Annotated in this window: 21 protein-coding genes; 11 read left to right on the top strand and 10 right to left on the bottom strand. The window is 63.1% G+C overall.

Annotated elements, in window-relative coordinates; genetic code table 11:
• The first annotated feature begins 31 nt into the window (after positions 1 to 31).
• Positions 32 to 301: a transcriptional regulator gene (locus ACD578_RS08660; protein ID WP_404292322.1), complete on the top strand. Its 270-nt coding sequence runs from the start codon at positions 32 to 34 to the stop codon at positions 299 to 301.
• A gap of 40 nt (positions 302 to 341) precedes the next feature.
• Here the strand turns inward: ACD578_RS08660 and ACD578_RS08655 are convergent, their stop codons facing one another.
• From ACD578_RS08655 to tpiA, 5 genes are all read right to left on the bottom strand, one after another.
• Positions 342 to 779, bottom strand: a complete 438-nt coding sequence (locus ACD578_RS08655) for a DUF350 domain-containing protein (RefSeq protein ID WP_404292321.1) — start codon at positions 777 to 779, stop codon at positions 342 to 344.
• 132 nt (positions 780 to 911) lie between these two features.
• A complete protein-coding gene (locus ACD578_RS08650) occupies positions 912 to 1,775 on the bottom strand; it encodes a VOC family protein (protein ID WP_404292320.1) in 864 nt (287 codons plus the stop codon).
• A gap of 215 nt (positions 1,776 to 1,990) precedes the next feature.
• The gene (locus ACD578_RS08645) at positions 1,991 to 3,619 is read right to left on the bottom strand and encodes a CTP synthase (protein WP_152714801.1); all 1,629 of its coding nucleotides are present in this window, start codon (positions 3,617 to 3,619) and stop codon (positions 1,991 to 1,993) included.
• 104 nt (positions 3,620 to 3,723) lie between these two features.
• On the bottom strand, positions 3,724 to 4,131 hold the full coding sequence (gene secG, locus ACD578_RS08640; RefSeq protein ID WP_404292319.1) for a preprotein translocase subunit SecG: 408 nt from the start codon (positions 4,129 to 4,131) through the stop codon (positions 3,724 to 3,726).
• A 120-nt stretch (positions 4,132 to 4,251) separates the two neighbouring features.
• Positions 4,252 to 5,019: a triose-phosphate isomerase gene (tpiA, locus tag ACD578_RS08635; RefSeq protein ID WP_404292317.1), complete on the bottom strand. Its 768-nt coding sequence runs from the start codon at positions 5,017 to 5,019 to the stop codon at positions 4,252 to 4,254.
• Positions 5,020 to 5,166: 147 nt separating this feature from the next.
• Here tpiA and ACD578_RS08630 point away from each other — a divergent pair, with 147 nt between their 5' ends.
• From ACD578_RS08630 to lexA, 8 genes are all read left to right on the top strand, one after another.
• Positions 5,167 to 6,894 carry a SurA N-terminal domain-containing protein gene (locus tag ACD578_RS08630; RefSeq protein WP_404292315.1) on the top strand — a complete coding sequence of 576 codons (1,728 nt, stop codon included), beginning with the start codon at positions 5,167 to 5,169 and terminating at the stop codon, positions 6,892 to 6,894.
• Positions 6,895 to 7,052: 158 nt separating this feature from the next.
• On the top strand, positions 7,053 to 8,573 hold the full coding sequence (gene trpE / locus ACD578_RS08625; protein ID WP_404292313.1) for an anthranilate synthase component I: 1,521 nt from the start codon (positions 7,053 to 7,055) through the stop codon (positions 8,571 to 8,573).
• Positions 8,574 to 8,631: 58 nt separating this feature from the next.
• Positions 8,632 to 9,261, top strand: a complete 630-nt coding sequence (locus ACD578_RS08620) for an anthranilate synthase component II (RefSeq protein WP_404292312.1) — start codon at positions 8,632 to 8,634, stop codon at positions 9,259 to 9,261.
• Between the two features lie 5 nt (positions 9,262 to 9,266).
• On the top strand, positions 9,267 to 10,280 hold the full coding sequence (trpD, locus tag ACD578_RS08615; protein WP_404292310.1) for an anthranilate phosphoribosyltransferase: 1,014 nt from the start codon (positions 9,267 to 9,269) through the stop codon (positions 10,278 to 10,280).
• 11 nt (positions 10,281 to 10,291) lie between these two features.
• On the top strand, positions 10,292 to 11,092 hold the full coding sequence (gene trpC, locus ACD578_RS08610; RefSeq protein ID WP_404292308.1) for an indole-3-glycerol phosphate synthase TrpC: 801 nt from the start codon (positions 10,292 to 10,294) through the stop codon (positions 11,090 to 11,092).
• Positions 11,089 to 11,565, top strand: coding sequence for a cyclic pyranopterin monophosphate synthase MoaC (gene moaC / locus ACD578_RS08605; RefSeq protein ID WP_404292307.1), 477 nt, complete (start codon positions 11,089 to 11,091; stop codon positions 11,563 to 11,565). The genes trpC and moaC overlap by 4 nt, the downstream gene beginning before the upstream one ends.
• On the top strand, positions 11,562 to 12,821 hold the full coding sequence (gene glp, locus ACD578_RS08600) for a gephyrin-like molybdotransferase Glp (RefSeq protein ID WP_404292306.1): 1,260 nt from the start codon (positions 11,562 to 11,564) through the stop codon (positions 12,819 to 12,821). Before moaC ends, glp begins: the two co-directional genes overlap by 4 nt.
• Positions 12,822 to 12,972: 151 nt before the next feature.
• A complete protein-coding gene (lexA, locus tag ACD578_RS08595; protein ID WP_152714781.1) occupies positions 12,973 to 13,677 on the top strand; it encodes a transcriptional repressor LexA in 705 nt (234 codons plus the stop codon).
• Here the strand turns inward: lexA and ACD578_RS08590 are convergent.
• The gene (locus ACD578_RS08590) at positions 13,655 to 15,934 is read right to left on the bottom strand and encodes a ComEC/Rec2 family competence protein (protein WP_404292304.1); all 2,280 of its coding nucleotides are present in this window, start codon (positions 15,932 to 15,934) and stop codon (positions 13,655 to 13,657) included. The two genes, lexA and ACD578_RS08590, sit on opposite strands and share 23 nt — an antisense overlap.
• Positions 15,935 to 16,074: 140 nt before the next feature.
• Between ACD578_RS08590 and gltX the strand changes: the two genes are divergently transcribed.
• The gene (gltX, locus tag ACD578_RS08585; RefSeq protein WP_404292302.1) at positions 16,075 to 17,505 is read left to right on the top strand and encodes a glutamate--tRNA ligase; all 1,431 of its coding nucleotides are present in this window, start codon (positions 16,075 to 16,077) and stop codon (positions 17,503 to 17,505) included.
• Between the two features lie 174 nt (positions 17,506 to 17,679).
• Entirely contained in the window at positions 17,680 to 18,972 is a 1,293-nt protein-coding gene (gene gltA / locus ACD578_RS08580) for a citrate synthase (protein ID WP_152709376.1), read from the top strand.
• A gap of 174 nt (positions 18,973 to 19,146) precedes the next feature.
• Here gltA and lpxB read toward each other — a convergent pair whose 3' ends face one another.
• From lpxB to fabZ, 4 genes are read right to left on the bottom strand one after another with little or no spacing between them, the layout of a single operon-like run.
• The gene (gene lpxB, locus ACD578_RS08575; RefSeq protein ID WP_404292300.1) at positions 19,147 to 20,370 is read right to left on the bottom strand and encodes a lipid-A-disaccharide synthase; all 1,224 of its coding nucleotides are present in this window, start codon (positions 20,368 to 20,370) and stop codon (positions 19,147 to 19,149) included.
• Entirely contained in the window at positions 20,363 to 21,226 is an 864-nt protein-coding gene (locus ACD578_RS08570) for an LpxI family protein (RefSeq protein ID WP_404292298.1), read from the bottom strand. Before ACD578_RS08570 ends, lpxB begins: the two co-directional genes overlap by 8 nt.
• Positions 21,226 to 22,035 (bottom strand): acyl-ACP--UDP-N-acetylglucosamine O-acyltransferase, encoded by an 810-nt coding sequence (lpxA, locus tag ACD578_RS08565; RefSeq protein WP_404292296.1) that lies wholly within the window; start codon positions 22,033 to 22,035, stop codon positions 21,226 to 21,228. Before lpxA ends, ACD578_RS08570 begins: the two co-directional genes overlap by 1 nt.
• Entirely contained in the window at positions 22,035 to 22,499 is a 465-nt protein-coding gene (gene fabZ, locus ACD578_RS08560) for a 3-hydroxyacyl-ACP dehydratase FabZ (RefSeq protein ID WP_152709366.1), read from the bottom strand. Before fabZ ends, lpxA begins: the two co-directional genes overlap by 1 nt.
• Between the last annotated feature and the right edge of the window lie 17 nt (positions 22,500 to 22,516).

Below are 22,516 nucleotides of genomic sequence, written 5' to 3'. Positions count from 1 at the left end.
ATTCACCGAGTAGCGCATGGGGGGCGCTCCAATGTCCGACAATAGCAAGATGCACGAGCTTGTGGCTCTCAGAACGGCGCTCGGCTTCACGCAAAGCAGAATGGCCCGTGAGATCGAATTGAACCTGCGCGACTACCAATCCTTCGAATGGGGCGAGAACGAGATTCCAGATCTCTATCTCAGGGCGATCGAGCGGATCGCCATGCTCTACGCCGTTCGACACAAGAACCCGATGCTGGTGCCCCCGGCCTTGCGCGCAGAGGCCGTTCAGTTCGCCCGGATGGTGGAAGCGAGCGTCTAGTCCAAAGCCGCGGACGGTTTCCCCAGGCTCGGACGCGTTCTCAGAACGTCATTGCCGCAGCGTTGATAATTCCCGCAGCCAGCGAAGCTGCGCCGAGGAACAAGGCGGCCGCCATTTCACCACCGGCGATGCGCTGCGACAGGTTGGGCATCACGATCCGGACCAGCCAATACACAATGATCTGGACTGCCAAGGCCACCAAGCCCCAAACGAGGCAATCGACGATTGTCTGGGCATGGACGATGGCGCTGGCAAGAGGAAGGGCGAAGCCGACGAGGCTGAAACCGAGAGCGGTGGCCGCCGAGATCACGTTCTCACGGATCAGGGCGAGCTCGTTGTGCATGGTCGCGAGCGTGTAGATCGCGAGGTAAAGGCCGACCAAGGCGACCGCGAGCACGAAGAAGATCAGGAAATCGGGCAAGCCCGCCAGAGATGAAGCCACGGTTAGTCCCCCATACGTTTGATTTTTCTTGACCATCGGACCTAAAAGTGGACACCACTTTTGAAATCCCTTCGATGCTCAAGCCCTTAATTCGCACGTTGTTTGGTACGGAAAACCGCACGCGCTTTTCCGCACGATACGCTAATCGATACAGGGGTATGGTTAATATTACGTTGGCTCGAAAGCGATCGCGACGCCGAAGGCGGCGCTGGCCGGCACGATGAGCCTGCTGCCGATGTGCTGATAAGGAATACCGGCCGAATCCAACCACTGCGCCTGGCGATGGATATCCTCAACCCGAACCGCAAAGGCCACGAAGGATGGCTGATCGAGCTCGGCTTCCACAGAGCCATAGATCTCGGCGGCATCGTCGGGCGTGAGGACATCGATATGGCTCTCGCCTAAGCGGAAAGACAGATCGTCCCCGTCCGGACTGGCCGGCTGCACGCCCGAGAAGGCTCTCAGGAAAGAGCGAAGCCGCTCTGGAGAGGGCGCAGCCAGGGTCACCGATGAGATTTGCGTCGCCTTGTTGTCATGACGCTGGAACTCGGGATTCCAGAAGTTTTCCGGAAAGTGCTGCTGGCAAACGAAGAAGCCTGCCTTCGGAGAGTTCTCGGCTGACGTGAAGGCCAAGGTGAAGGCGACCTTGGTCTCGCTGCCGTCCGGACGGCGTCCGCTGCGCTCGAAGTGAAACGGTTCGAACGAGCCAATGCCGCTCTCCGAAAACAGAGCCGCGTCCGCGTTGGCGTCCTGGCTGTCGAGAACCAGCATCGCGAGGCCTTCGCGATCCCTGAGGTAATCCTGGACGAATGCGCCGAAGCTGAAGGCGCTCGCCCGATGCGGGGCAATCGCAGCCCCCTCGCCCACGGTGATCAGCTCGATGAAGGAACTGGGAAGCTGGACGATCCGATTCTCGGTGCCCCAGGGGTGGCGGTTGCGGGCGCCGACCTGAAAGCCGAGGCGCTGATAGAAGCTTCCGGCCTGATCGAGGTCGTGGACGGCAACAACGAGATGGTCGATCCGGCGGGTCATCGGGCTCTTTCCTGTAGCGAGAGCATAGACTTAGTGCGCCAGAATGGATTTGGCGAACGACTGGCTCGTGAGCCCGATCCGGGGCATCAACCGAAAAGCACATTGCCTGCCGTCATAGCCGGGCCTGTCCCGGCCATCTCGATTGGAAGAGCGCCGCGCTTCAGTACATCGAGATCACCGGCACAAGGCCGGTGATGACGTGGCAGTATGGGCGCTCAAACCAGCCGGCTTTGCTCCACGGCCGCATGAATGAAGCTCTTGAAGAGCGGATGCGGCTCGAACGGACGCGATTTCAACTCCGGGTGATACTGAACCCCGATGAACCAGGGATGGTCCTCGTATTCCACGATCTCGGGCAGAACCCCGTCGGGCGAGACCCCCGAGAAACGCAGGCCCTTCCCCTCCAGCCGGTCGCGGTAGGTCATGTTGACCTCGTAGCGGTGCCGGTGCCGCTCTGAGATTTCCGTGCCGCCATAGATTTCAGCCACCTTGCTGCCGGGCTTGAGCGACGCCTGATAGGCGCCAAGGCGCATGGTGCCGCCGAGATCGCCGCTCAATGAGCGCTTCTCGAGTTCGTTCCCGCGCAGCCACTCGGTCATGAGGCCGACAACCGGCTCCGAGGTCGGGCCGAACTCGGTCGAGCTGGCATCCTTGATGCCTGCGAGGGACCGGGCCGCCTCGATGACCGCCATCTGCATGCCGAAGCAGATGCCGAAATACGGCACCTTGCGCTCACGGGCGAAGCGGGCCGCCCGGATCTTGCCTTCGGCGCCACGCTGGCCGAAGCCGCCGGGAACCATGATGCCGTGAATGCCCTCGAGGAACGGGGCCGGATCCTCGTTCTCGAAGATCTCGCTCTCGATCCACTCCAGGTTCACCTTCACCTGATTGGCGATGCCGCCATGATGGAGGGCTTCGATGAGCGACTTATAGGCATCCTTGAGGCCGGTATACTTGCCGACCACGGCAATGGTGACTTCGCCTTCCGGATTGTGGACGCGCCCGGAGATGTTGGTCCAGCGGTTGAGATTGGGAGCCTTCGCGCTGTCTAGGCCGAAGGCCGCCAGAACCTCGCTGTCGAGTCCCGCCTCGTGATAGGCGAGTGGGACGTCATAGATCGAGCGCGCATCGCGCGCCTCAATCACCGCCGTCTCGCGCACGTTGCAGAACAGGGCAAGCTTACGACGCTCATCCTTCGGGATCTCCCGATCGGTGCGGCAGAGAAGGATGTCGGGCTGAATGCCGATGGAGCGTAGCTCCGCGACCGAGTGCTGGGTCGGCTTGGTCTTTAGCTCGCCGGCAGACGGAATGAACGGCAGGAGCGTCAGGTGGACGTAGATCGCCTGCCCCCGCTCCAGATCGTTGCCGAGCTGGCGGATCGCCTCGAAGAACGGCAGGCCCTCGATGTCGCCGACCGTCCCGCCGATCTCGACGAGGACGAAATCGAAGCCTTCGTTGCCGGTGAGCACGAAGTCCTTGATGGCGTTGGTCACGTGAGGGATCACCTGGATCGTGGCGCCGAGATAGTCGCCGCGCCGCTCCTTGGTGATGATGTCGAGGTAAATGCGCCCGGTGGTGATGTTGTCGGCCTTGGTGGCCGGAACGCCGGTGAAGCGCTCATAATGTCCGAGATCCAGATCGGTTTCAGCTCCGTCGTCGGTCACGAAGACCTCGCCGTGCTGGTAGGGACTCATGGTCCCCGGATCGACGTTGAGATATGGGTCGAGCTTGCGAAGCCGAACCTTGTAACCGCGTGCTTGGAGAAGCGCTCCCAGGGCCGCCGAAGCCAGCCCCTTGCCGAGCGAAGACACCACGCCGCCGGTGATGAATACGTACCGCGTCATGGACCCCTATCCATAAATATCGGACGCCGATTCGCAATCGCGAAACGCGTTACCCGAAGCCCATCCACAAAAGAGAGGGCCGGAAGGTCCGGCCCTGGTGTCACTTACTGCTGGGGCGCTGCCGGCGCCGGAGCGCTGGGAGCCGGAGCCGCCGGCTGATCGCCCTGGAGGCGCTGTAGCTGCTCGAGCACGTTGCCGCCCTGCGGGGACGCCGGAGCCTGCTGGCCCGGAGCCGGAGCTGCCGGCGTGGCGCCGTCGAGGATCGAGCGCGGAGCCCGGGTCGAGGTCGCCATGACGGTGAGCGCGATGCTCGTCACGAAGAAAAGGCCTGCCAGAACCGCCGTGGCGCGGGTGAGCGCATTGGCCTGACCGCGTCCGGTCATGAAGCCGGACACACCGCCGCCTCCGCTTCCGCCGAGACCCATGCCGCCGCCCTCGGAGCGCTGCAGGAGAACCACGCCGATCAAAGCGAGTACGATGATCAGGTGGACAATGATGAGAACTGTTTGCATCGTTTTCAAAAACCTCAAGCGGCTGCGCACAGGGCGACAGCCGCTCGCAATCCGATCGTTGCGGCGGCCTGTAGCATAGGTGGGCGCAGGATCAAAGACCTGCAAGCCGCCTTTTCTCAGTTACCCGAGATACGCTCCAGCGATGGCCAGGAAATCGGCGGCCACGAGACTTGCCCCGCCGACCAGAGCGCCATTGACGTTCTCGACAGCCATCAGCTCGGCGGCATTCGAGGGCTTAACGGAGCCGCCATAAAGGATGCGGACCTTCGGCGCGTCCGCCTTACCGACGAGGCGGCGCAGCTCGTCCCGGATCAGGGCATGCACTTCCGCTACGTCCGCGACGGTCGGGGTCAGGCCGGTGCCGATGGCCCAGACGGGCTCATAGGCGACCACGAGGTTGCGGCTGTTCGAATCGACCGGGATCGAGCCGCGCAACTGCTTGCGGACGACGCTGAGCGTCTTGCCAGACCCGCGCTCCTCCTGGGTTTCACCGACGCAGACGATGGCCGTGAGGCCGGCGCGATGGGCCGCAACCGCTTTGGCGCAGACATCGACGTCCCTCTCCTTATGATACTGGCGGCGTTCGGAATGGCCGACGATCACGTAGGTGGCTCCGGCATCGGCGAGCATTTCCGCCGAAAGATCGCCCGTGAAGGCGCCCGATTCCTTGGCGTGGCAATCCTGGGCCCCGATGGCGACGCGGGAGCCGACCGATGCATATGAGAGGAGGGACACGAGAGTTGCCGGAGGGCAGACGGCCAGCTCCACCTTGGCTTTCAGCCCGGGCGTGTAGCCGGCATGGATCTCGGTCAAAACCTTGGCCGAACTCTTCACCCCGTTCATCTTCCAGTTTCCCGCCACCAGTGGGCGCGGCCTATCGACGCTCATTTAAGGCACTCCTGTTACGCTTGATTATTGGCACTAGCAGACGCTTGAGCCTTCTTTCAACCAGACTTGCCCTTTTCGTAGAGCCCCTGATCGTTTATCGGCAGGTTTAACGAGTTTTTGGAAAACGGGTTCACGATGCTTCGGAACATGCGCAAGGCTGGGCAGACGCTGGTCGGCAAAATCATCGCCACCGTCTTTTTTGGCGCCCTCATCGTCAGCTTCGCCATCTGGGGCATCGGCGACATTTTCCGTACAACGCCCGCTTCCGCGGTGGCCGAGGTCGGAGGCACTACCATAACGGTCGATCAGGTCCGTAATGCCTACACGAACGAGCTTCAGCGGCTCGGGCGTCAGTTCCGCACCGTCATTAGCGCAGAGCAGGCCCGCGCCTTCGGCCTCGACCAGCAGGTCGTCTCCAATCTGGTGACCGAAGCCGTGATGGCCGAGCAGGCCAAGCAGATGGGCCTCTCCGTCTCCAACACGCTCGTTGCCGCTTCGATCATGAACAATCCAACCTTCAAGGGGGCCGACGGCCAGTTTAACCGCGCGCTCTTCGATCAGGCCCTGCGCAATGCCGGCCTCTCCGAGGCAGGCTTCGTGCAGGAGCAGCGCTCTGCCATGGCGCGTCTCCATCTGGCTGAAGCCGTTGCCGGAGACATCACCGTGCCGGCTGCAGCGCGCGATGCTCTCCATCGCTTTTCGAGCGAGCGCCGCGCGGCCTCGTACCTCCTCCTGACTCCGGCCATGGCGGGCGACATCCCGGCTCCCACGGCCGAGCAGCTTCAGACCTTCTACAACGAGCGCAAGAGTACTTTCCGCGCTCCTGAATACCGGGCTGTGACGGTCATGCTGCTTGATGCCGCCGCTCTTGCCAAGCCGGATACCGTTTCCGAGGCTGACGCCCGCCAAGCTTATGAGCAGCAGAAGGCCAATTACGGCACGCCGGAGCGCCGTACGATCCAGCAGATCACCTTCCCGTCCCAGGCCGACGCCGAGGGGGCCGCCGCCAAGATCAGGGAAGGCACTGGCTTCGAGGCCATTGCCACCGAGCGCAACGTTTCCCCGCAAGATCTGGAACTCGGCACCTTCACCAAGACCGAAATGCTCGATCAGGCCGTGGCGGATGCAGCCTTTGCCCTTGAGCAGGGGGCTGTGAGCGCGCCGGTCGCCGGCCGCTTCGGGCCGGTGCTCGTGCGGGTCACCCAGATCCAGTCCGAGGCCGTCCGCCCCTTCGAGGAGGTTGCTGCTGAGCTCCGCCAGGAGGTCGCTCGGCAGCGCGCCCAGGGGCAGATCGAGAAAATCCATGATGAGATCGAGGACCTGCGCGCCGGCGCCAAGCCGCTAGCGGACATCGCCAAGGAAAAGGGACTGACACTGATCCAGGTCCCGGCGGTCGAGGCTGGCGGTCTCGATAAGGCCGGCAATCCGGTCAATCTGCCCGAGAAGGATGCTGTGGTGAAAGCGGCCTTCGCATCCGATATCGGCGTCGACAACGAGGCCCTGCGCACCGCTACCGGCTACGTCTGGTACGACGTGACCGGCATCGAAGCCCCGCGCGAGAAGAACCTCGACGAGGTCCGTGATCAGGTCGCCACCCAGTGGCGCGAGGATCAGGTCGCCCAGCGCCTGTCCGAAAAAGCGAACGAGCTCTTCGGACGCCTTGAAAAAGGCGAGGCCATTGAGGTTGTGGCCCAGGACGCGGGCGCGCCGGTCGAGAATGCGGCCGATCTCGCTCGCAACACTGCTAAGGATGATCTGGCTACCGAGGCTGTGAACCGCATCTTCGCCGTTCCTGTAGGTAAGGCAGGCCACGCTGCTAACGGAACGGATGCTCGCGCGGTGTTCAAGGTCACCTCGGCCACGGTGCCCCCCTGATCACCACGACGCAAGCGGCGCAGAATGCCGAGAACCAGCTCCGGGCCGGGTTCGGCGATGACCTGATCAGCCAGTACATCGCCCAGGTCCGCCAGGATCTCGGCGTTACTATCAATCAGCAGGCGCTGCGTCGTGCAACGGGCGGCGAATCGTAACCCATGACGATTACGCCCGATTTCGACACGTTCGCAGCAGCCTATGAGGCTGGCGAGGCCGGCGTCTTGCGCACGACCCTCGTGGGCGATCTGCTGACGCCCGTCGCGGCTTTCCTGAAGCTGCGGCATGACCGGAAGGGTTCGGCCTTTCTGCTTGAATCCGTCGAAGGCGGAGCGACCCGCGGCCGCTTCTCCATGATCGGGCTCGATCCCGATCTCGTCTGGCGTTGCCAGGATGGGGTGGCCTCCATTGACCGCCAGGCCCTGAGCCGCATGCTGGAATTCAGGGTGGAGGAGCTTCCGCCGCTGGAGAGCCTGCGCGCGCTGATCAAGGAAAGCGCCCTGCCCCTCTCCGACGACCTGCCGCCGATGGCGGCAGGTCTCTTCGGCTATCTGGGCTACGACATGGTGCGGCTCATGGAGCGCCTGCCCGGGCCTAATCCAGACGTGCTGGAAGTGCCGGACGCCATTCTGATCCGTCCGACCGTGATGGTGGTGTTCGATGGGGTCAGGGACGAGATATCGCTCATCACGCCCGTGCGCCCGCAGGCTGGTACATCCGCGAGGGCGGCCTATGAAACCGCCCTCTCGCGCCTTGACGAGGTGACGGCCGCCCTGGAACGGCCCCTGCCTATGGACGACCGCAGCGATCCGACCAAGATCCACTTCGAGCCGCCGGTTTCGAACACGACGCCGCAAGAGTTCGAGGCCATGGTCGCCAAGGCGAAGGACTACATCCGCGCCGGCGACATCTTCCAGGTGGTGCTGTCGCAGCGGTTCGAGTCGGCCTTTCCCCTGCCCGCTTTTGCGCTCTACCGTTCCCTGCGCAGGGTCAATCCGGCTCCGTTCCTCTGCTATCTCGATTTCGAGGACTTTCAGATCGTCTGCTCCTCGCCCGAGATCCTGGTGCGGGTCCGCGACGGCAAGGTCACGATCCGTCCCATCGCGGGAACGCGGCCGCGCGGCGCGACGGCTGCCGAGGACCGGGCCCATGCGGAAAGCCTGCTCGCCGATCAGAAGGAGCGAGCGGAGCATCTGATGTTGCTCGATCTCGGGCGCAACGATGTGGGCCGCGTGGCCGAGATGGGATCCGTGGAGGTCACGGACTCATTCTTCCTCGAATATTACAGCCAGGTGATGCACATCGTCTCGAACGTGGAAGGCAGGCTCGATTCCTCCTTCGACGCGCTCGACGCCCTCATTGCGGGCTTCCCGGCCGGGACGGTCTCCGGCGCGCCAAAGGTGCGCGCCATGCAAATCATCGACGAGTTGGAGAAGGACAAGCGCGGGCCCTATGCCGGATGCATCGGCTATTTCGGCGCCAATGGCGAGATGGATACCTGCATCGTGCTGCGCACGGCCGTTGTGAAGGACGGGCGCATGGCGGTCCAGGCCGGCGCGGGCATCGTCTACGATTCCGACCCGGCCTCCGAGCAGCAGGAATGCATCAACAAATCCAAGGCCCTCTTTCGGGCCGCGGAAGAGGCGGTGCGTTTTGCCAGCCAAGCGAGGGTCGGACAATGAGCTCGACTTCAATGCTTCCCTTGACCGGGAGCTTCGCTTACGCGAACGTCGACGCGCTATGACCCGCGTTCTCGTCATCGACAATTACGACAGCTTCACCTGGAATCTGGTGCATCTGCTCGGTCCGCTCGCGACCTCGGTCGATGTGGTGCGCAACGATGCCATCTCCACCGACGAGGTGCTCGCCTCTCGACCCGATGCCATCGTGCTCTCCCCCGGTCCCTGCACGCCGAATGAGGCCGGAATCTGCCTCGATCTCGTGAAGCGAGCCTCGCCTGAGATCCCGACCTTCGGCGTCTGCCTGGGGCTGCAGGCGATCGGGCAGGTCTTCGGCGGCACCGTCTCGCGGGCGCCCCTGCCCATGCACGGCAAGGTTTCCGAGGTGGAGCATGGCGGTCAGACAGTGTTCCGCGGCATCAACGGCTACTTCAAGGCAACCCGCTACCATTCGCTGATCGTGGATCGTGAGACCTGCCCGGTCGACCTGCAGGTAACAGCAGAAACATCCGATGGTCTCGTCATGGGTCTGTCGCATCGCTCGCTGCCGATCCACGGCGTCCAGTTCCACCCTGAGAGCATCCTGTCGGAGCATGGGACGACGATCATGCGCAATTTCTTCGAACTCGCGGCGGATTGGAACGCCAAACACCGCCCCGCCGGCGGTGTAACCGCTCCAGCAGGACATTGAAACCGATGGAATCGTTCAAATCCTACCTCGCCAAGGTCGCCACGGGCGCATCGCTGACGCGTGATGAGGCGCGGGATGCATTCGATGACCTGCTGTCCGGCGAAGTGACGCCGGCCCAGGGCGGAGCCTTCCTGATGGCATTGCGGGTCCGCGGCGAAGCCCTTGAGGAGATCGTAGGGGCGGTCACGGCGATGCGCGGCCGCATGTTGCAGGTCAATGCTCCCGAGAAGGCGATCGACATCGTCGGCACCGGCGGGGATCACAAGGGCAGCTACAATATCTCGACGCTGGCCTCGATCATCGTGGCCTCCTGCGGTGTTCCCGTCGCAAAGCACGGCAACCGGGCAGCCTCCTCGAAATCCGGCACTGCCGACGTGCTTGCCGCCCTGGGTCTGAAGCTCGGCCTCGATCCCGAAGGCCTGGAGCGTTGCCTCGAAGAGACCAAGCTTTGCTTCATGTTCGCGCAAACCCACCACGCCGCCATGCGCCACGTGGCGCCCGTGCGCGTCGAACTCGGGACGCGCACGATCTTCAACCTGCTCGGACCGCTGGCTAATCCAGCCGGCGCAAAGCGCCAGCTTCTCGGCGTGTTTTCAGAAGCTTGGCTCGAACCTCTCACTCAGGTTCTGAAGGAGCTCGGCTCGCAGAAGGTCTGGACCGTGCATGGTTCCGATGGGCTCGACGAGATGACGACCACCGGCCCGACTTTCGTGGCGGCCTTGGAAAATGGCGCGATCCGTCGCTTCACCGTGACACCTGAGGAGGTCGGCCTGCCGACTGTGTCGCTCGACGAGCTCAGAGGCGGCGACCCTGAGCACAATGCGGCACAGCTGCGCGCGGTTCTGGATGGCGCCCGCACGCCTTATCGCGACGTTTCCCTCCTCAATGCGGCCGCCTCCCTCGTGATCGCGGACGAGGCCGATAACCTGCGCGACGGTCTCGACCGTGCATCGCGGGCGCTCGACAGCGGCGCCTCGAAGGCGACCCTCGAGCGACTCGTCAAAGTCTCGAACAGCTGAGTAAACCTCCCATGGCCGACGTTCTCAGCAAGATCGAAGCTTATAAACGTCAGGAGATCGCAGCGGCGAAAGCGGCTGTTTCGCCAAGCGAGATGGAGCGTCGCGCCCGTTCGGCCTCTCCGCCTCGCGGCTTTGCAAAAGCGATCGAACGCCATCTCACCGAAGGACGGCCTGCCCTCATCGCCGAGGTGAAAAAGGCCAGCCCCTCCAAGGGCCTGATCCGCGCCGATTTCGATCCGCCGAGCTTGGCGAGGGCCTATGCGGAGGGCGGCGCCACCTGCCTGTCCGTCCTGACCGACGAGCCGTCTTTCCAGGGCAAGCCCGAATACCTGGCTCAGGCGCGTGAAGCCTCGGGCCTGCCGGCCTTGCGCAAGGACTTCCTGTTCGAGCCCTATCAGGTCTACGAGGCACGTGCCTGGGGCGCCGATTGCATCCTCGTGATCATGGCAAGCGTCTCCGACAATGAGGCCCGCGCGCTGATCGACACGGCGCATGATCTTGGCATGGATGTGCTGGTCGAAGTGCATGATCGGGCGGAGCTGGAACGCGCCCTGCCGCTTGGCACCAAGCTGGTTGGCATCAACAACCGCGACCTGCGCACCTTCGAGGTATCGCTCGGCGTCAGCGAGGAATTGGCTCCCCTGATCCCGTCCGACCGCATTGTCGTTGGCGAGAGCGGCATCTTCACGCTTTCCGACATCGAGCGTCTGTCTGAGGTCGATATCCGCACCTTCCTCGTGGGTGAAAGCCTGATGCGGCAGGCCGATGTTGCGTCAGCCACGCGAAAACTTCTGTTCGGCGAGGCGGCATGACGAAGCTCACGCATCTCGATGCATCGGGTCAGGCCAGCATGGTCGACGTTTCCGACAAGGGCGTCACCAGCCGCACCGCGATCGCCGAGGGATACGTGATCATGCAGGCACAAACACTGGACCTGATCCGCCACGGCGAGGCGAAGAAGGGCGATGTTCTGGGCACGGCCCGGCTCGCCGGGATCATGGCTTCCAAACGTACGCACGAACTCATTCCGCTTTGCCACCCTCTCCTTATCTCGAAGATCAAGGTGGACTGCACCCTCGATGACAGCCTTCCCGGCGTACGCGTGAGCGCCGAGGTCAAGGTGTCCGGCCAGACCGGCGTCGAGATGGAGGCGCTGACCGCCGTTTCCATCGCCTGCCTGACAATCTACGACATGGTGAAGGCGGCCGATAAGGCGATGCGGATCGAGAGTATCCGCCTGCGGCGGAAGAGCGGCGGTCGCTCGGGAGATTTCGAGGCGCCATGAGCCTGATCTCCGTCGAGGATGCCCTGTCCCGCGTACTGGCAAGCGTCGATAAGCCGGTCGGAATAGAACATGTTCCCCTCGCCGCCTGCGCCGGCCGGACGCTCGCCGAGGATGTCGACGCCCGGCGCGACCAGCCGCCCTTTCCCGCCTCGGCCATGGATGGCTATGCGGTGCGAAGCGCCGACTGCGCAGAGGTGCCCGCAACGCTGCGGGTGATCGGCACGAGCGCTGCCGGCAATCGCTTCTCCGGCACCACCATCGGAGTTATGGAGGCCGTGCGGATCTTCACCGGCGCGCCCGTTCCTGACGGCGCCGACGCGGTGGTGCTGCAGGAGGATACGGAACGATCCGGCGATCATGTCGTGGTGAAGGAAGCGGCTCGCTCCAGCCGCCATATCCGGGCAGCCGGCCTCGATTTCCGTGCTGGGGACGTGCTCCTGCAAGCCGGCTTGCGTTTGGATTCCCGCCACATCGCTCTGGCGGCCGCAATGGGCCATGGGGCACTTCCCGTTCACCGCAAGCCAAGGGTCGCCATTCTCGCGACAGGCGACGAGTTGGTGCGTGCGGGCGACCCTGTGGGCTCCGACCAGATTACCGCTTCCAGCCTTCCGGCCACTATGCTGATGGTCGAGAAAGCGGGCGCTGAGGCCATCGATCTCGGCATTGCCCGCGACACGCTTGAATCGCTCGACGACCGCATCCGGGCGGCTGAAGATGCGGGCGCGGATATTCTCGTCACCCTGGGCGGCGCATCGGTGGGCGAGCACGACCTGGTTCAGAAAGCCTTGAGCCGCCATGGCATGGATCTCGGCTTCTGGCGCGTAGCGCTGCGGCCCGGGAAGCCCCTGATGCATGGGCGCCTCGGGTCGATCCTGCTCTTAGGGCTCCCGGGCAATCCGGTCTCCTCCCTCGTCTGCGCCGTGCTTTTCCTGATTCCGGCGATCCGCGCCCTCCTGTGTGACCAAAAAGCGGCCGAGGATCCGACGGAGGACGCAATCCTGGGGGCCGACCTCCCACCCAATCGAGAGCGCCAGGATTATATGCGCGCATCTCTCTCGCTCCAGGACGTCCCCTTGAGCCTTGCCAAGGGCCCCGAGCGCCTGATGCTCCCCGTCGCAACGCCACACCTGCTGCAGGATTCATCGATGCTGAGTATCCTGGAGCGCTCCGACGCCCTCCTCGTCCGTCCACCCCACGCTCCAGCCGCAATGGCTGGGGAGCCCTGCCGCATCATTCGGCTGGAGCGTTTCTGCTAATGAATTGCGCGCTTGGGGCTTACCTGCAGGCGAATTGAAGAATTGTTTGGCATGTCAGCTGAGCGGCAGGCTTGCGGAACACAGCAAGAACGGCTACCTTGTTCTCGCTTTGTTTCAGAATCGCTCCTTGTAGGAGCAGTAAGGGCCAGCCATGCTGACGCGCAAACAGCACGAATTGCTCCGCTTCATTCATGAGCGGCTTCGTGAAACCGGGGTTCCGCCGTCTTTCGACGAGATGAAGGACGCGCTTGATCTCAAGTCGAAATCCGGCATCCATCGCCTCATCACGGCGCTCGAGGAGCGCGGCTTCATCCGCCGCCTGCCGAACCGCGCCCGGGCGCTGGAGGTGATCCGCCTGCCGGAGAGCACCAGCGGTGCGGGCAGCCAGCGGCGCTTCACACCGAGTGTGGTCGAGGGCGGGCTCGCCGGCAAGGCCAAGGCCGCGCCCCAGTCTGCGCCTGATTCTCGGGATCGGGAAATGTCGATCCCAGTCATGGGCCGGATCGCCGCCGGTGTGCCGATCTCGGCAATCCAGACCCGCAGCCATTCCATCACCCTCTCCGGCGACTTCCTTGCCCAGGGCGATCACTTTGCCCTTGAAGTCCGTGGGGACTCGATGGTGGAAGCCGGCATCCTCGACGGCGATCTCGTGGTGATCCGGCGCCAGGATTCGGCCAATACGGGTGACATCATCGTGGCGCTGATCGACGACGAGGAAGCCACCCTGAAGCGCTTCCGCCGTCGCGGCTCCTCCATTGCGCTCGAGGCCGCCAACCAAGCCTATGAGACCCGCGTTCTCGGTCCCGATCGGGTCAAGATCCAGGGTAAGCTCGTCAGTCTGGTTCGCCGGTACTGAGTTCTTCCTCGGGAAAATCCTGCTCTGGGACCGGCTGCGCTCGACGTGGCCTTTCCCGAGCAGGCGATGCTTCGGCTTGAAGCGTTTCTGCGCCGGACCAAGACCTGGTCTCGCGGCCTTTTCTGACGGAGCGTACTTCGACAGCCTCAGGGCTGAAGCGGATCGTCATCGCGCCGCGTTCCTTCAATTCTTCACCATCCAGGACGAAGTGTGCCCTGCATGTCGGGGGCGCCTTAAGTCTTGTGACAATCACCGTGGCGCGACGGCAATCTTCTTCGAATGCCGAGAAATCCTGGACGAACGCGATCCATCGTCCGCCTGCGGCCGCGACCACGCAGCCTCCGGCGTCGCATCGTGCCTCCTGCCTGAGGCTCCCATCATCAGCACTTCTTGCGTCCCCATCGGCGTGCAGCCATTGTTCGGCGACGAAATCGGAGGGGCGCCCGACGATGGCAAGCTGTCCGCCTTTGCCGCGGATGGCAGCCCCTGCCCCGTCCCGGTCTATGAAGATGTCATAGCGGTGCGGTGTAGCAACGAAGGCCAGTCCTGCTCCCGCAGGCAGGAGGGCAAGCCAACGCAGGGAGGAAGCTGGGATGGTCAGAACGATCAAGCCGATGCTCAAGAGAACAAGAGCGACGACATCCAGGGCCGGAACGAACGTCGTCGAGCCGCTGAAACTTCCGACCCAAGCCGAGGCGTCGAGGACCTGGGAAACGGCCACTCCCATGAATTGCCAAACCGGACGATCAAGATTGAAAGGATAGGCCAGCACACCGAGAACGGCGGACGGCATTACGACCAGTGAGACGAGCGGCAGAGCGAGTGCGTTTCCAATAAGGCCATAAGGATTTAAACTCTGGAAATGGTAAGCGGCGAAAGGCGCCGTCGCGATGCTGGCCACGAGCGTCGTTGTGACGAGCCCGAGCATTGCCTGTCCAATCGCGAGAAGTCCCCGTTCAAACAACGTGGCAGGCGCTTTCTCAATCCGTTTCCAATGCACCAACGGCACGAGCGCCATCATGGCGGCAATGGCACTGAACGACATCTGAAAACTTGGCCCCAGCAGCGCCTCCGGTTCGCGTGCCAGCACGATGAGAGCCGCAATCGACAGATTGCGGATGCTCAAGGCAGGACGATCGACCAGAACCGCACCGAACATCACCAGCGTCATGATGAGCGAGCGCTCGGTGGCGACATCGGAGCCGGAGAAGATGCAATAGACCGTAGCGCCGATGATCGCGGCCATTGCGGCAATCTTCTTGACCGGCCAGAGCAGCGCAAGGCCCGGCGCAAGCGCCAGGAGTGCACGCACCAGCCAGAAGAAGGTCCCGGCTGCCAGCACCATATGGAGACCCGATATCGACACGATGTGGTAGATTCCGGCCCCGCGCAGAATGCTGTTCGTAGGCTCCGGAATGAGCCCGCGCTTGCCCGTCACCAGCGCAGCGCCAACGCCCCCGGCTGCGCCACCGATGGCTGAGGCGATGCGCTCGGTCAGCGCATTGCGCGCCTCGTCGACGCGCGCTGCCAGCCAGAGGGACAAGTCCGGCTTCGTCGATGGATCGACTTGGCGGACCTGACCGACCATGGAGCCTACGGCGCCAATACCCTTGAAATAGGCATCACGGGCAAAATCGTAGCCTCCAGGCCACGCGGCCTGGGGCGGCGGGAGCAGGCGCGCCGTACCGGCGATCGACTGTCCGGGAGAGAGCCCCTCGCCTTTGCGCACCGAGACCCGCACCCGTTTGGGCCGCTCGGCTTCCGCGACATCTTTCATTTCAGTCACGCGCAGAAGCAGCCGCTTTCCCACCTCACGGTCATCTATGGCCTCGATGAAGCCCGTGACTGGCGTGATGACGATCCGGGTGAGCGCGGGCGCCGCCACGCTCCGGGTGCGGATCACACCGGCCGTGAAGCCTGCGAAGAGCGCGGTGAACGCGATCAGGGCGGAAAAGACGGCTAAGTTCCAACGGAAGGCGATCGCGGCGGCACCGAATAGTGCAAAGGCTCCAACGGGTGCCCAGAGGGCCGGCTGACCATCGGCCTGGAAGAACAGGATGATGCCGATCCCGAAGAAGACCGCGGCCCAGGGGAAAAGCCGGCGCTGCTCGATCTCCTGAGCGATGTTCTTCAGGAGCCAGCCGCGACTGTCGAGGAAGCTCCATTCGATAGGAGAGCCCCAGGACCGTGGCAGCGCCGCGACCTGCGCAGAGCTGCGCAGGATCCGACGGGGCTTTTCGCGGTTGTCTTCCATCATGGCTTCGGCTTAACGCGGGTGCGGTTGCATGCTAGACGACCGCACGCTCCAGCCCAAACCGCCCTGTGGATTGAGTCGGATGACGCTTGCGGATGAGACAGGCCGCATGCCCCCAGCTTTTCAAGTCAAGGTTTCCTGCGATGACCGTCGTCACCCGCTTCGCCCCCTCTCCCACCGGCTTTCTGCATATCGGAGGGGGACGCACGGCCCTGTTCAACTGGCTCTATGCCAAGCGGCATGGGGGCAAGATGCTGTTGCGCATCGAGGATACCGACCGGGAGCGTTCCACGGACGCCGCCATTGCCGCGATCCTCGATGGCCTGAAGTGGCTCGGCCTCGATTGGGACGGAGACGTGGTCTATCAGTTCTCCCGCGCCGCCCGACACCGCGAGGTCGCCGAGAGCCTTCTGGCGAAAGGCCGTGCCTATTACTGCTATGCCAGTCAGCAAGAGCTGGAAGAGATGCGCGAGACCGCCCGCAAAGAGGGCCGCCCTTTGCGCTATGACGGCCGCTGGCGCGACCGGGATCCATCCGAGGCTCCGGAGGGCGTGAAGCCCGTCATTCGCCTCAAGGCCCCGACCGAGGGCGAGACGGTGGTCGAAGACGAGGTGCAAGGCCGCGTCGTCTGGCAGAACAAGGATCTCGATGACCTCGTCCTCCTGCGCTCGGACGGGACGCCCACCTACATGCTCGCGGTCGTGGTGGACGATCACGACATGGACGTGACGCATGTGATCCGTGGCGACGACCATCTCACCAATGCGGCACGCCAGACGCAAATCTACCAGGCGCTTGGTTGGGACGTGCCGAAGATGGCCCATATTCCGCTTATCCATGGTCCTGACGGTGCCAAGTTATCCAAGCGTCACGGTGCGCTCGGTGTCGAGGCCTATCGCAGCATGGGCTACCTGCCTGAGGCCCTGCGCAATTATCTCGTGCGCCTCGGCTGGAGCCATGGCGATCAGGAGATCTTCTCCACCCAGGACATGATCGACGCCTTCGATCTCGGCAGCATTGGTCGTTCGCCGGCGCGGTTTGATTTCGCCAAGCTCGAAAACCTCAACGGGCATTACATGCGCCAAGCCGATGACGAGCAGCTGGTGCAGGCGCTCGAGGATCTGTTGCCGGAGCTCGACAAGGATGAGCACCATCTGGGACGGACCTTCAAGCCGGCTCTGCGCCAGAAGCTGATCGCCGCCATGCCCGGCCTGAAGGAGCGCGCGAAGACCCTCGTGGAACTGCTCGACAGCGCCTACTACCTCTATGCCCAGCGCCCGTTGCACCTCGACGAGAAGGCGGCAGGCCTGCTGGCCGACGGCCGGTCGCGCCTCGTCGGTGTTGCCGAGAAGCTCGAGGCCGTTTCCGACTGGTCTGCCCAGAGCGTGGAGGCTGTCGTGCGAGAGCATGCGGAAGCAATCGGGGCGAAGCTCGGTCAGGTGGCACAGCCTCTCAGAGCTGCCTTGACGGGGCGGGCGACCTCGCCCGGACTCTTCGACGTCATGGCGGTTCTCGGCAAAGACGAAACCCTGTTGCGCTTGAGAGACCAAACCAAGGATGCGCCTGCTGCATAGCAGGCGCATCTCGCCTTTAGACGTGCTTGCTCCGTTCCCACGGATAAGCTACCGAAGGCGCCATTATCCTACCGACCGACCGGCAAACCTCGGTTCGGCAGCCCCGGGGACCTTCTCCGTTTCACAGGTTGCTCTAGGTTCTGCCCGGCCTCCTTTTTGAAAGGGCCATGACGCATGAGTTCCAACTCCAGCACAGTCACCGTCGACAACAAGTCCGTGGAACTGCCGGTCAAAGATGGCACCATCGGCCCGAGCGTCATCGACATCTCGAAGCTCTACGGTCAAACCGGGATGTTCACCTACGACCCCGGCTTCACCTCGACTGCGGCCACTGAGTCGAAGATCACCTATATCGACGGCGACAAGGGCATTCTGCTCTATCGTGGCTATCCGATCGATCAGCTCGCCGAGCACGGCGACTTCCTTGAAACCTGTTATCTGCTGCTCTACGGAGAGTTGCCGACCGCCGCCCAGAAGGCCGATTTCGACTATCGCGTCACGCGCCACACCATGGTGCACGACCAGATGAACCGGTTCTTCACCGGCTTCCGTCGCGATGCGCACCCGATGGCGATCATGGTAGCCTGCGTCGGCGCCCTTTCGGCCTTCTATCACGACTCCACCGACATCTCGGATCCCCATCAGCGCATGATTGCGTCCATGCGCATGATCGCGAAGATGCCGACGCTGGCTGCCATGGCCTACAAGTACTCGATCGGCCAGCCCTTCGTGTATCCGCAGAACGAGCTGGACTACACCTCCAACTTTCTCCGCATGTGCTTTGCGGTTCCGGCCGAAGAATACAAGGTCAATCCGGTGCTCTCGCGTGCGCTGGACCGGATCTTCATCCTGCACGCCGATCACGAGCAGAATGCTTCCACGTCGACCGTGCGCCTCGCCGGCTCGTCGGGCGCCAATCCTTTCGCCTGCATAGCGGCCGGCATCGCCTGCCTGTGGGGTCCCGCCCATGGCGGCGCCAACGAGGCGGCTCTGAAGATGCTCGAAGAGATCGGCACGCCGGATCGCATTCCCGAATACATCGCCAAGGCGAAGGACAAGAACGATCCGTTCCGCCTCATGGGCTTCGGTCACCGGGTCTACAAGAACTACGACCCGCGCGCGCGCATCATGCAGAAGACCACCCACGAGGTGCTCAACGAACTCGGCATCAAGGACGACCCGCTCCTCGACGTGGCCGTGGAACTCGAGCAGATCGCGCTCAAGGACGAGTACTTCGTCGAGAAGAAGCTCTATCCGAACATCGATTTCTATTCGGGCATCACCCTCAAGGCGATGGGCTTCCCCACCTCCATGTTCACAGTGTTGTTCGCGCTGGCCCGCACGGTCGGCTGGATCGCCCAGTGGAGCGAGATGATCGAGGATCCGTCCCAGCGCATCGGCCGCCCGCGCCAGCTCTATACCGGCTCGCCGGAGCGCGACTACGTCACGGTCGCCCAACGCGGGTGAGACAAGCGAAAATCCTGACATTCAAGAAGGGGCCGAAAGGCCCTTTCTCATGCCTGGTTCAATTGCTCCAGCTCGCTGTCATACCGGGGCGAGCAAAGTGAGAACCCGGAACCCATAAACGCCTGGACCGACCAGCTGGATGCAGCGGAAATCATTGCATCCGAATTTGTATCGTTAGTGTTTATGGGTTCCGGGTTCGGTTTCCACGATCCGCCCCGAAACGACGCTGCCATTAGCCGCCAGGACCTCTTCGACAATCCGCGCGGCTCGTTCGCTCGGTGTCTCGTCGCCAATGCGCATGAGATCATCGAGCTTGCTGAACGCTTCGAGTTGTCTTGTGCGCTCGGGAGTGTCGCTCAGAAGCGGCAGAAGCGCGTTGGCGAGCTTTTCGGGTGTGCAATCCCACTGGATCAGCTCAGGGATGACGTTTTCATCGAGAACCAGATTGGTCAGCACGATGGAGGGCGCTTTGATGAGATATTTCAGCACTTCCTCAATCTTCGAAACCCGATAGGCAACCACCATCGGCACGCCGGACAACCCGAGTTCGAGGGTTACAGTGCCGGAGGCCGCGAGTGCCGCATCGGCTTGCCGGAAGGCAGTCCATTTGGCGCCTTCTCCCTCGACGATCCGTGGCTTCACGCTCCAGGACTCGGCGCGTGTCCTGATCTCGTGCGCGAGGTGCGAGACTGCAGGAATCGTAACCTCGAATGGGCGCGGAGAGCGTTCCTTCAGGAGTGCCAAAGCCTCGCCGAAGGGCTCCATGAGCCGGCTTACTTCGGAGCGACGGCTGCCGGGCAGAACCAGCAGTTTGATCGGCCCGTTGCCGGCGCTTTCGCGCTCACCGGGCGCAGGCCTGATCTCCGCGAGACGCTCGACCAGCGGGTGACCGACATAGGTAGTTGGTGGACCGCCCAGACGCCTGTGGGCGGCAGGCTCGAAAGGCAGTAGCGCCAACAGGTGATCCACATAAGCCCGCATCTTCGACGCGCGGCCGGGTCGCCAAGCCCAAACCGAGGGGCTGACATAATCGATGATAGGGATTTGAGGCGCCCGCTGCCGAACCGCCTTGGCAACCCGGTGCGTGAAATCCGGACTGTCGATGATGATGAGCATGTCCGGCTTTGCCGCAACAACCGCAACGGCAGTAAATCGGATGCGCTTCAAGATCGAGGGCAGCCGCGCGATGACCGCGGAAAAACCCATGACGGCGATTTCCTCGAGAGGAAACAGGCTTTTCAGCCCTTCCTTCCCCATGGCATGCCCGCCAACACCGCCGAAGCGCAGGCGCTCACCTCCAAACCTTACCTTCAGGGATCGCATCAGTTTCGCACCGAGCTGATCGCCCGATTCCTCACCCGATACGATCCAGATCGTCAGAGGCTTGTCCTCAGCCACGGGAACTCTCCATCCAGGGCAGGTCGACGGCGATGAGAAACAGGCCGAGACGGTCAGCTGTGCGCAGGGTTTTCTCCTGCTCCAGCACGAAGGTGGAGCCTGCACCGATGGCGATCCCGGAAAGCCCCGCCTTGGCCGCCTCCATAACGGTGCGGGGCCCGATGGTCGGCATGTCGACCCTGAGATCCTGGCCGCGTTTTGCAGCCTTGATCAGCACCCCGCCCTCCTCCCGCCGACGAAGGCCGAACCAGGACTGGCGCATTTTCATCACCCGCCGCATCATCCGGTCGGTGCCCTCCGGTCCCTCGATCGCAAGGACATGCCGGCGCGCGATGACCGCGCCCTGGCCGATATCGAAGTCGGAGAGAGACTTGAGGAGATCGAGGCCGAACCCGATCGTTTCGCAGTCATCCGCATTGGGTGTCAGCCTCCCGATCAAGGATCGGGAGGCAACGAGATCAGGAGCAAGCTCATGGGCGCCGACGACCCGGTGTCCCCGCTCCTCAAGCAGCATCACGGCCCCTCGCAGGACCTGGTCGTCGCCGCGGGTGATGACCTCTTTCACCTCATGCATGTTTCGCAGCAGCGAATAGGCGCTGAGGAGCGCGGAAAAGCCGGGACGGCGCACGGCACCGACGAGGGAGACGGCCTGTGGCCGCCACCCTTCAAGGGTGCTCGTGATGGTCTTGAGGTCGAGAAGATCGACGGTGGCATGCGCGCGGCGCTGCAGTTCCGTCTCCGCGAAGCCGCGGAACGCCAGCACCCGCACCTCCTGTCCCGTCCGCTCGAGATGGTTCACGAGTTGGATGGGAAGCTGCCCGGCCCCGGCGAGAATCGCAATTGGGCCTGCGGGCATCAGCCGACCGAATTGACGGGGTCCCGCGGCGTGCAGATCGCGCGCTCCTTGCCCTCACGAATGAAGTCGAGGATCTCGTGCACGAAGGGGTGATCGTCGAACTCGCCGGCCACGTCCTCGACCCGCTCGGACAGGGTGCCTTCATCCGCGAACAGCAGGCGATAGGCGCGGCGGATTTCGTGAATCTGGTCGCGGGTAAAGCCACGGCGGCGTAGGCCGATGATATTGAGGCCCGCCAGATGCGCCCGGTTGCCCATGGCCATGCCATAGGGAATGAGATCGTTCTCCAGGCCCGACATGCCTCCGACGAAGGCATGGGAGCCGACACGGGCGAACTGGATGACGGCAGAACCGCCGCCGAAGATGACGAAGTCGCCCACCGTGACATGGCCTGCCAGCATCACGTTGTTGGAGAGAATGCAGTCGTTGCCGACCTTGGTGTCGTGACCCACATGGGAGTTGGCCAGGAAGGCACAGCGGTCACCGATGACAGTGCGCAGACCACCGCCTTCGGTACCGGGGTTCATCGTCACGCCTTCGCGGATCATGCAATCAGCGCCGATCTCAAGCGTCGAGGCTTCGCCCTTGTACTTCAGATCCTGCGGGATATGGCCGACGGAGGCGAAGGGAAAGATGCGCGTCCGAGGGCCGATCGTCGTCCGGCCAGCCAGAGCCACATGGCTCATGAGCTGGCAACCCTCGCCCAACGCGACCTCGGGACCGACGGTGCAGAAGGGACCGATTTTCACGCCCGGGCCGATCTTCGCGCCATCCTCGACGATGGCAGTCGGATGAATCACAGTTTCCATTATTCGAGTACCAGCATGGCACTGACTTCGGCTTCGCAGACGAGCGTGCCGTCGACCTTTGCCTCGCCCTTGTACCACCACATGTTGCGGCGATTGTTCAGCTTGCGCATGTGGAACTCGACCCTGTCGCCAGGCTCCACAGGCTTGCGGAACTTCACCTTGTCAATCGTCATAAAAAATACCTGCTTCGGCTTGGCCTGCTGTGCAATCTTCGCCTTGACGCAGATGGCGCCGGCCGTCTGAGCCATCGCCTCAATCAGGAAAACTCCCGGAAAGATTGGGCGGGAGGGGAAATGGCCCGTGAATTGTGGCTCATTGAAGGTGACATTCTTGATGCCGATGCACGAATTGTCGCCGTCGATCTCGATGATCTTGTCGACCAGCAGGAAGGGATACCGGTGCGGCAGCAGCTCCAGGATCTCCATGATATCGGCGGTTTGAAGCGTGGTGGGCGCTTCGGACATGACGTGAACTCCAGGCG

The sequence above is a fragment of the Microvirga sp. RSM25 genome (genome assembly GCF_044784385.1).
In the GTDB taxonomy this organism is placed as follows: Bacteria; Pseudomonadota; Alphaproteobacteria; order Rhizobiales; family Beijerinckiaceae; genus Microvirga; species Microvirga tunisiensis.
This window is presented reverse-complemented; position numbering and strand designations above follow the sequence as displayed.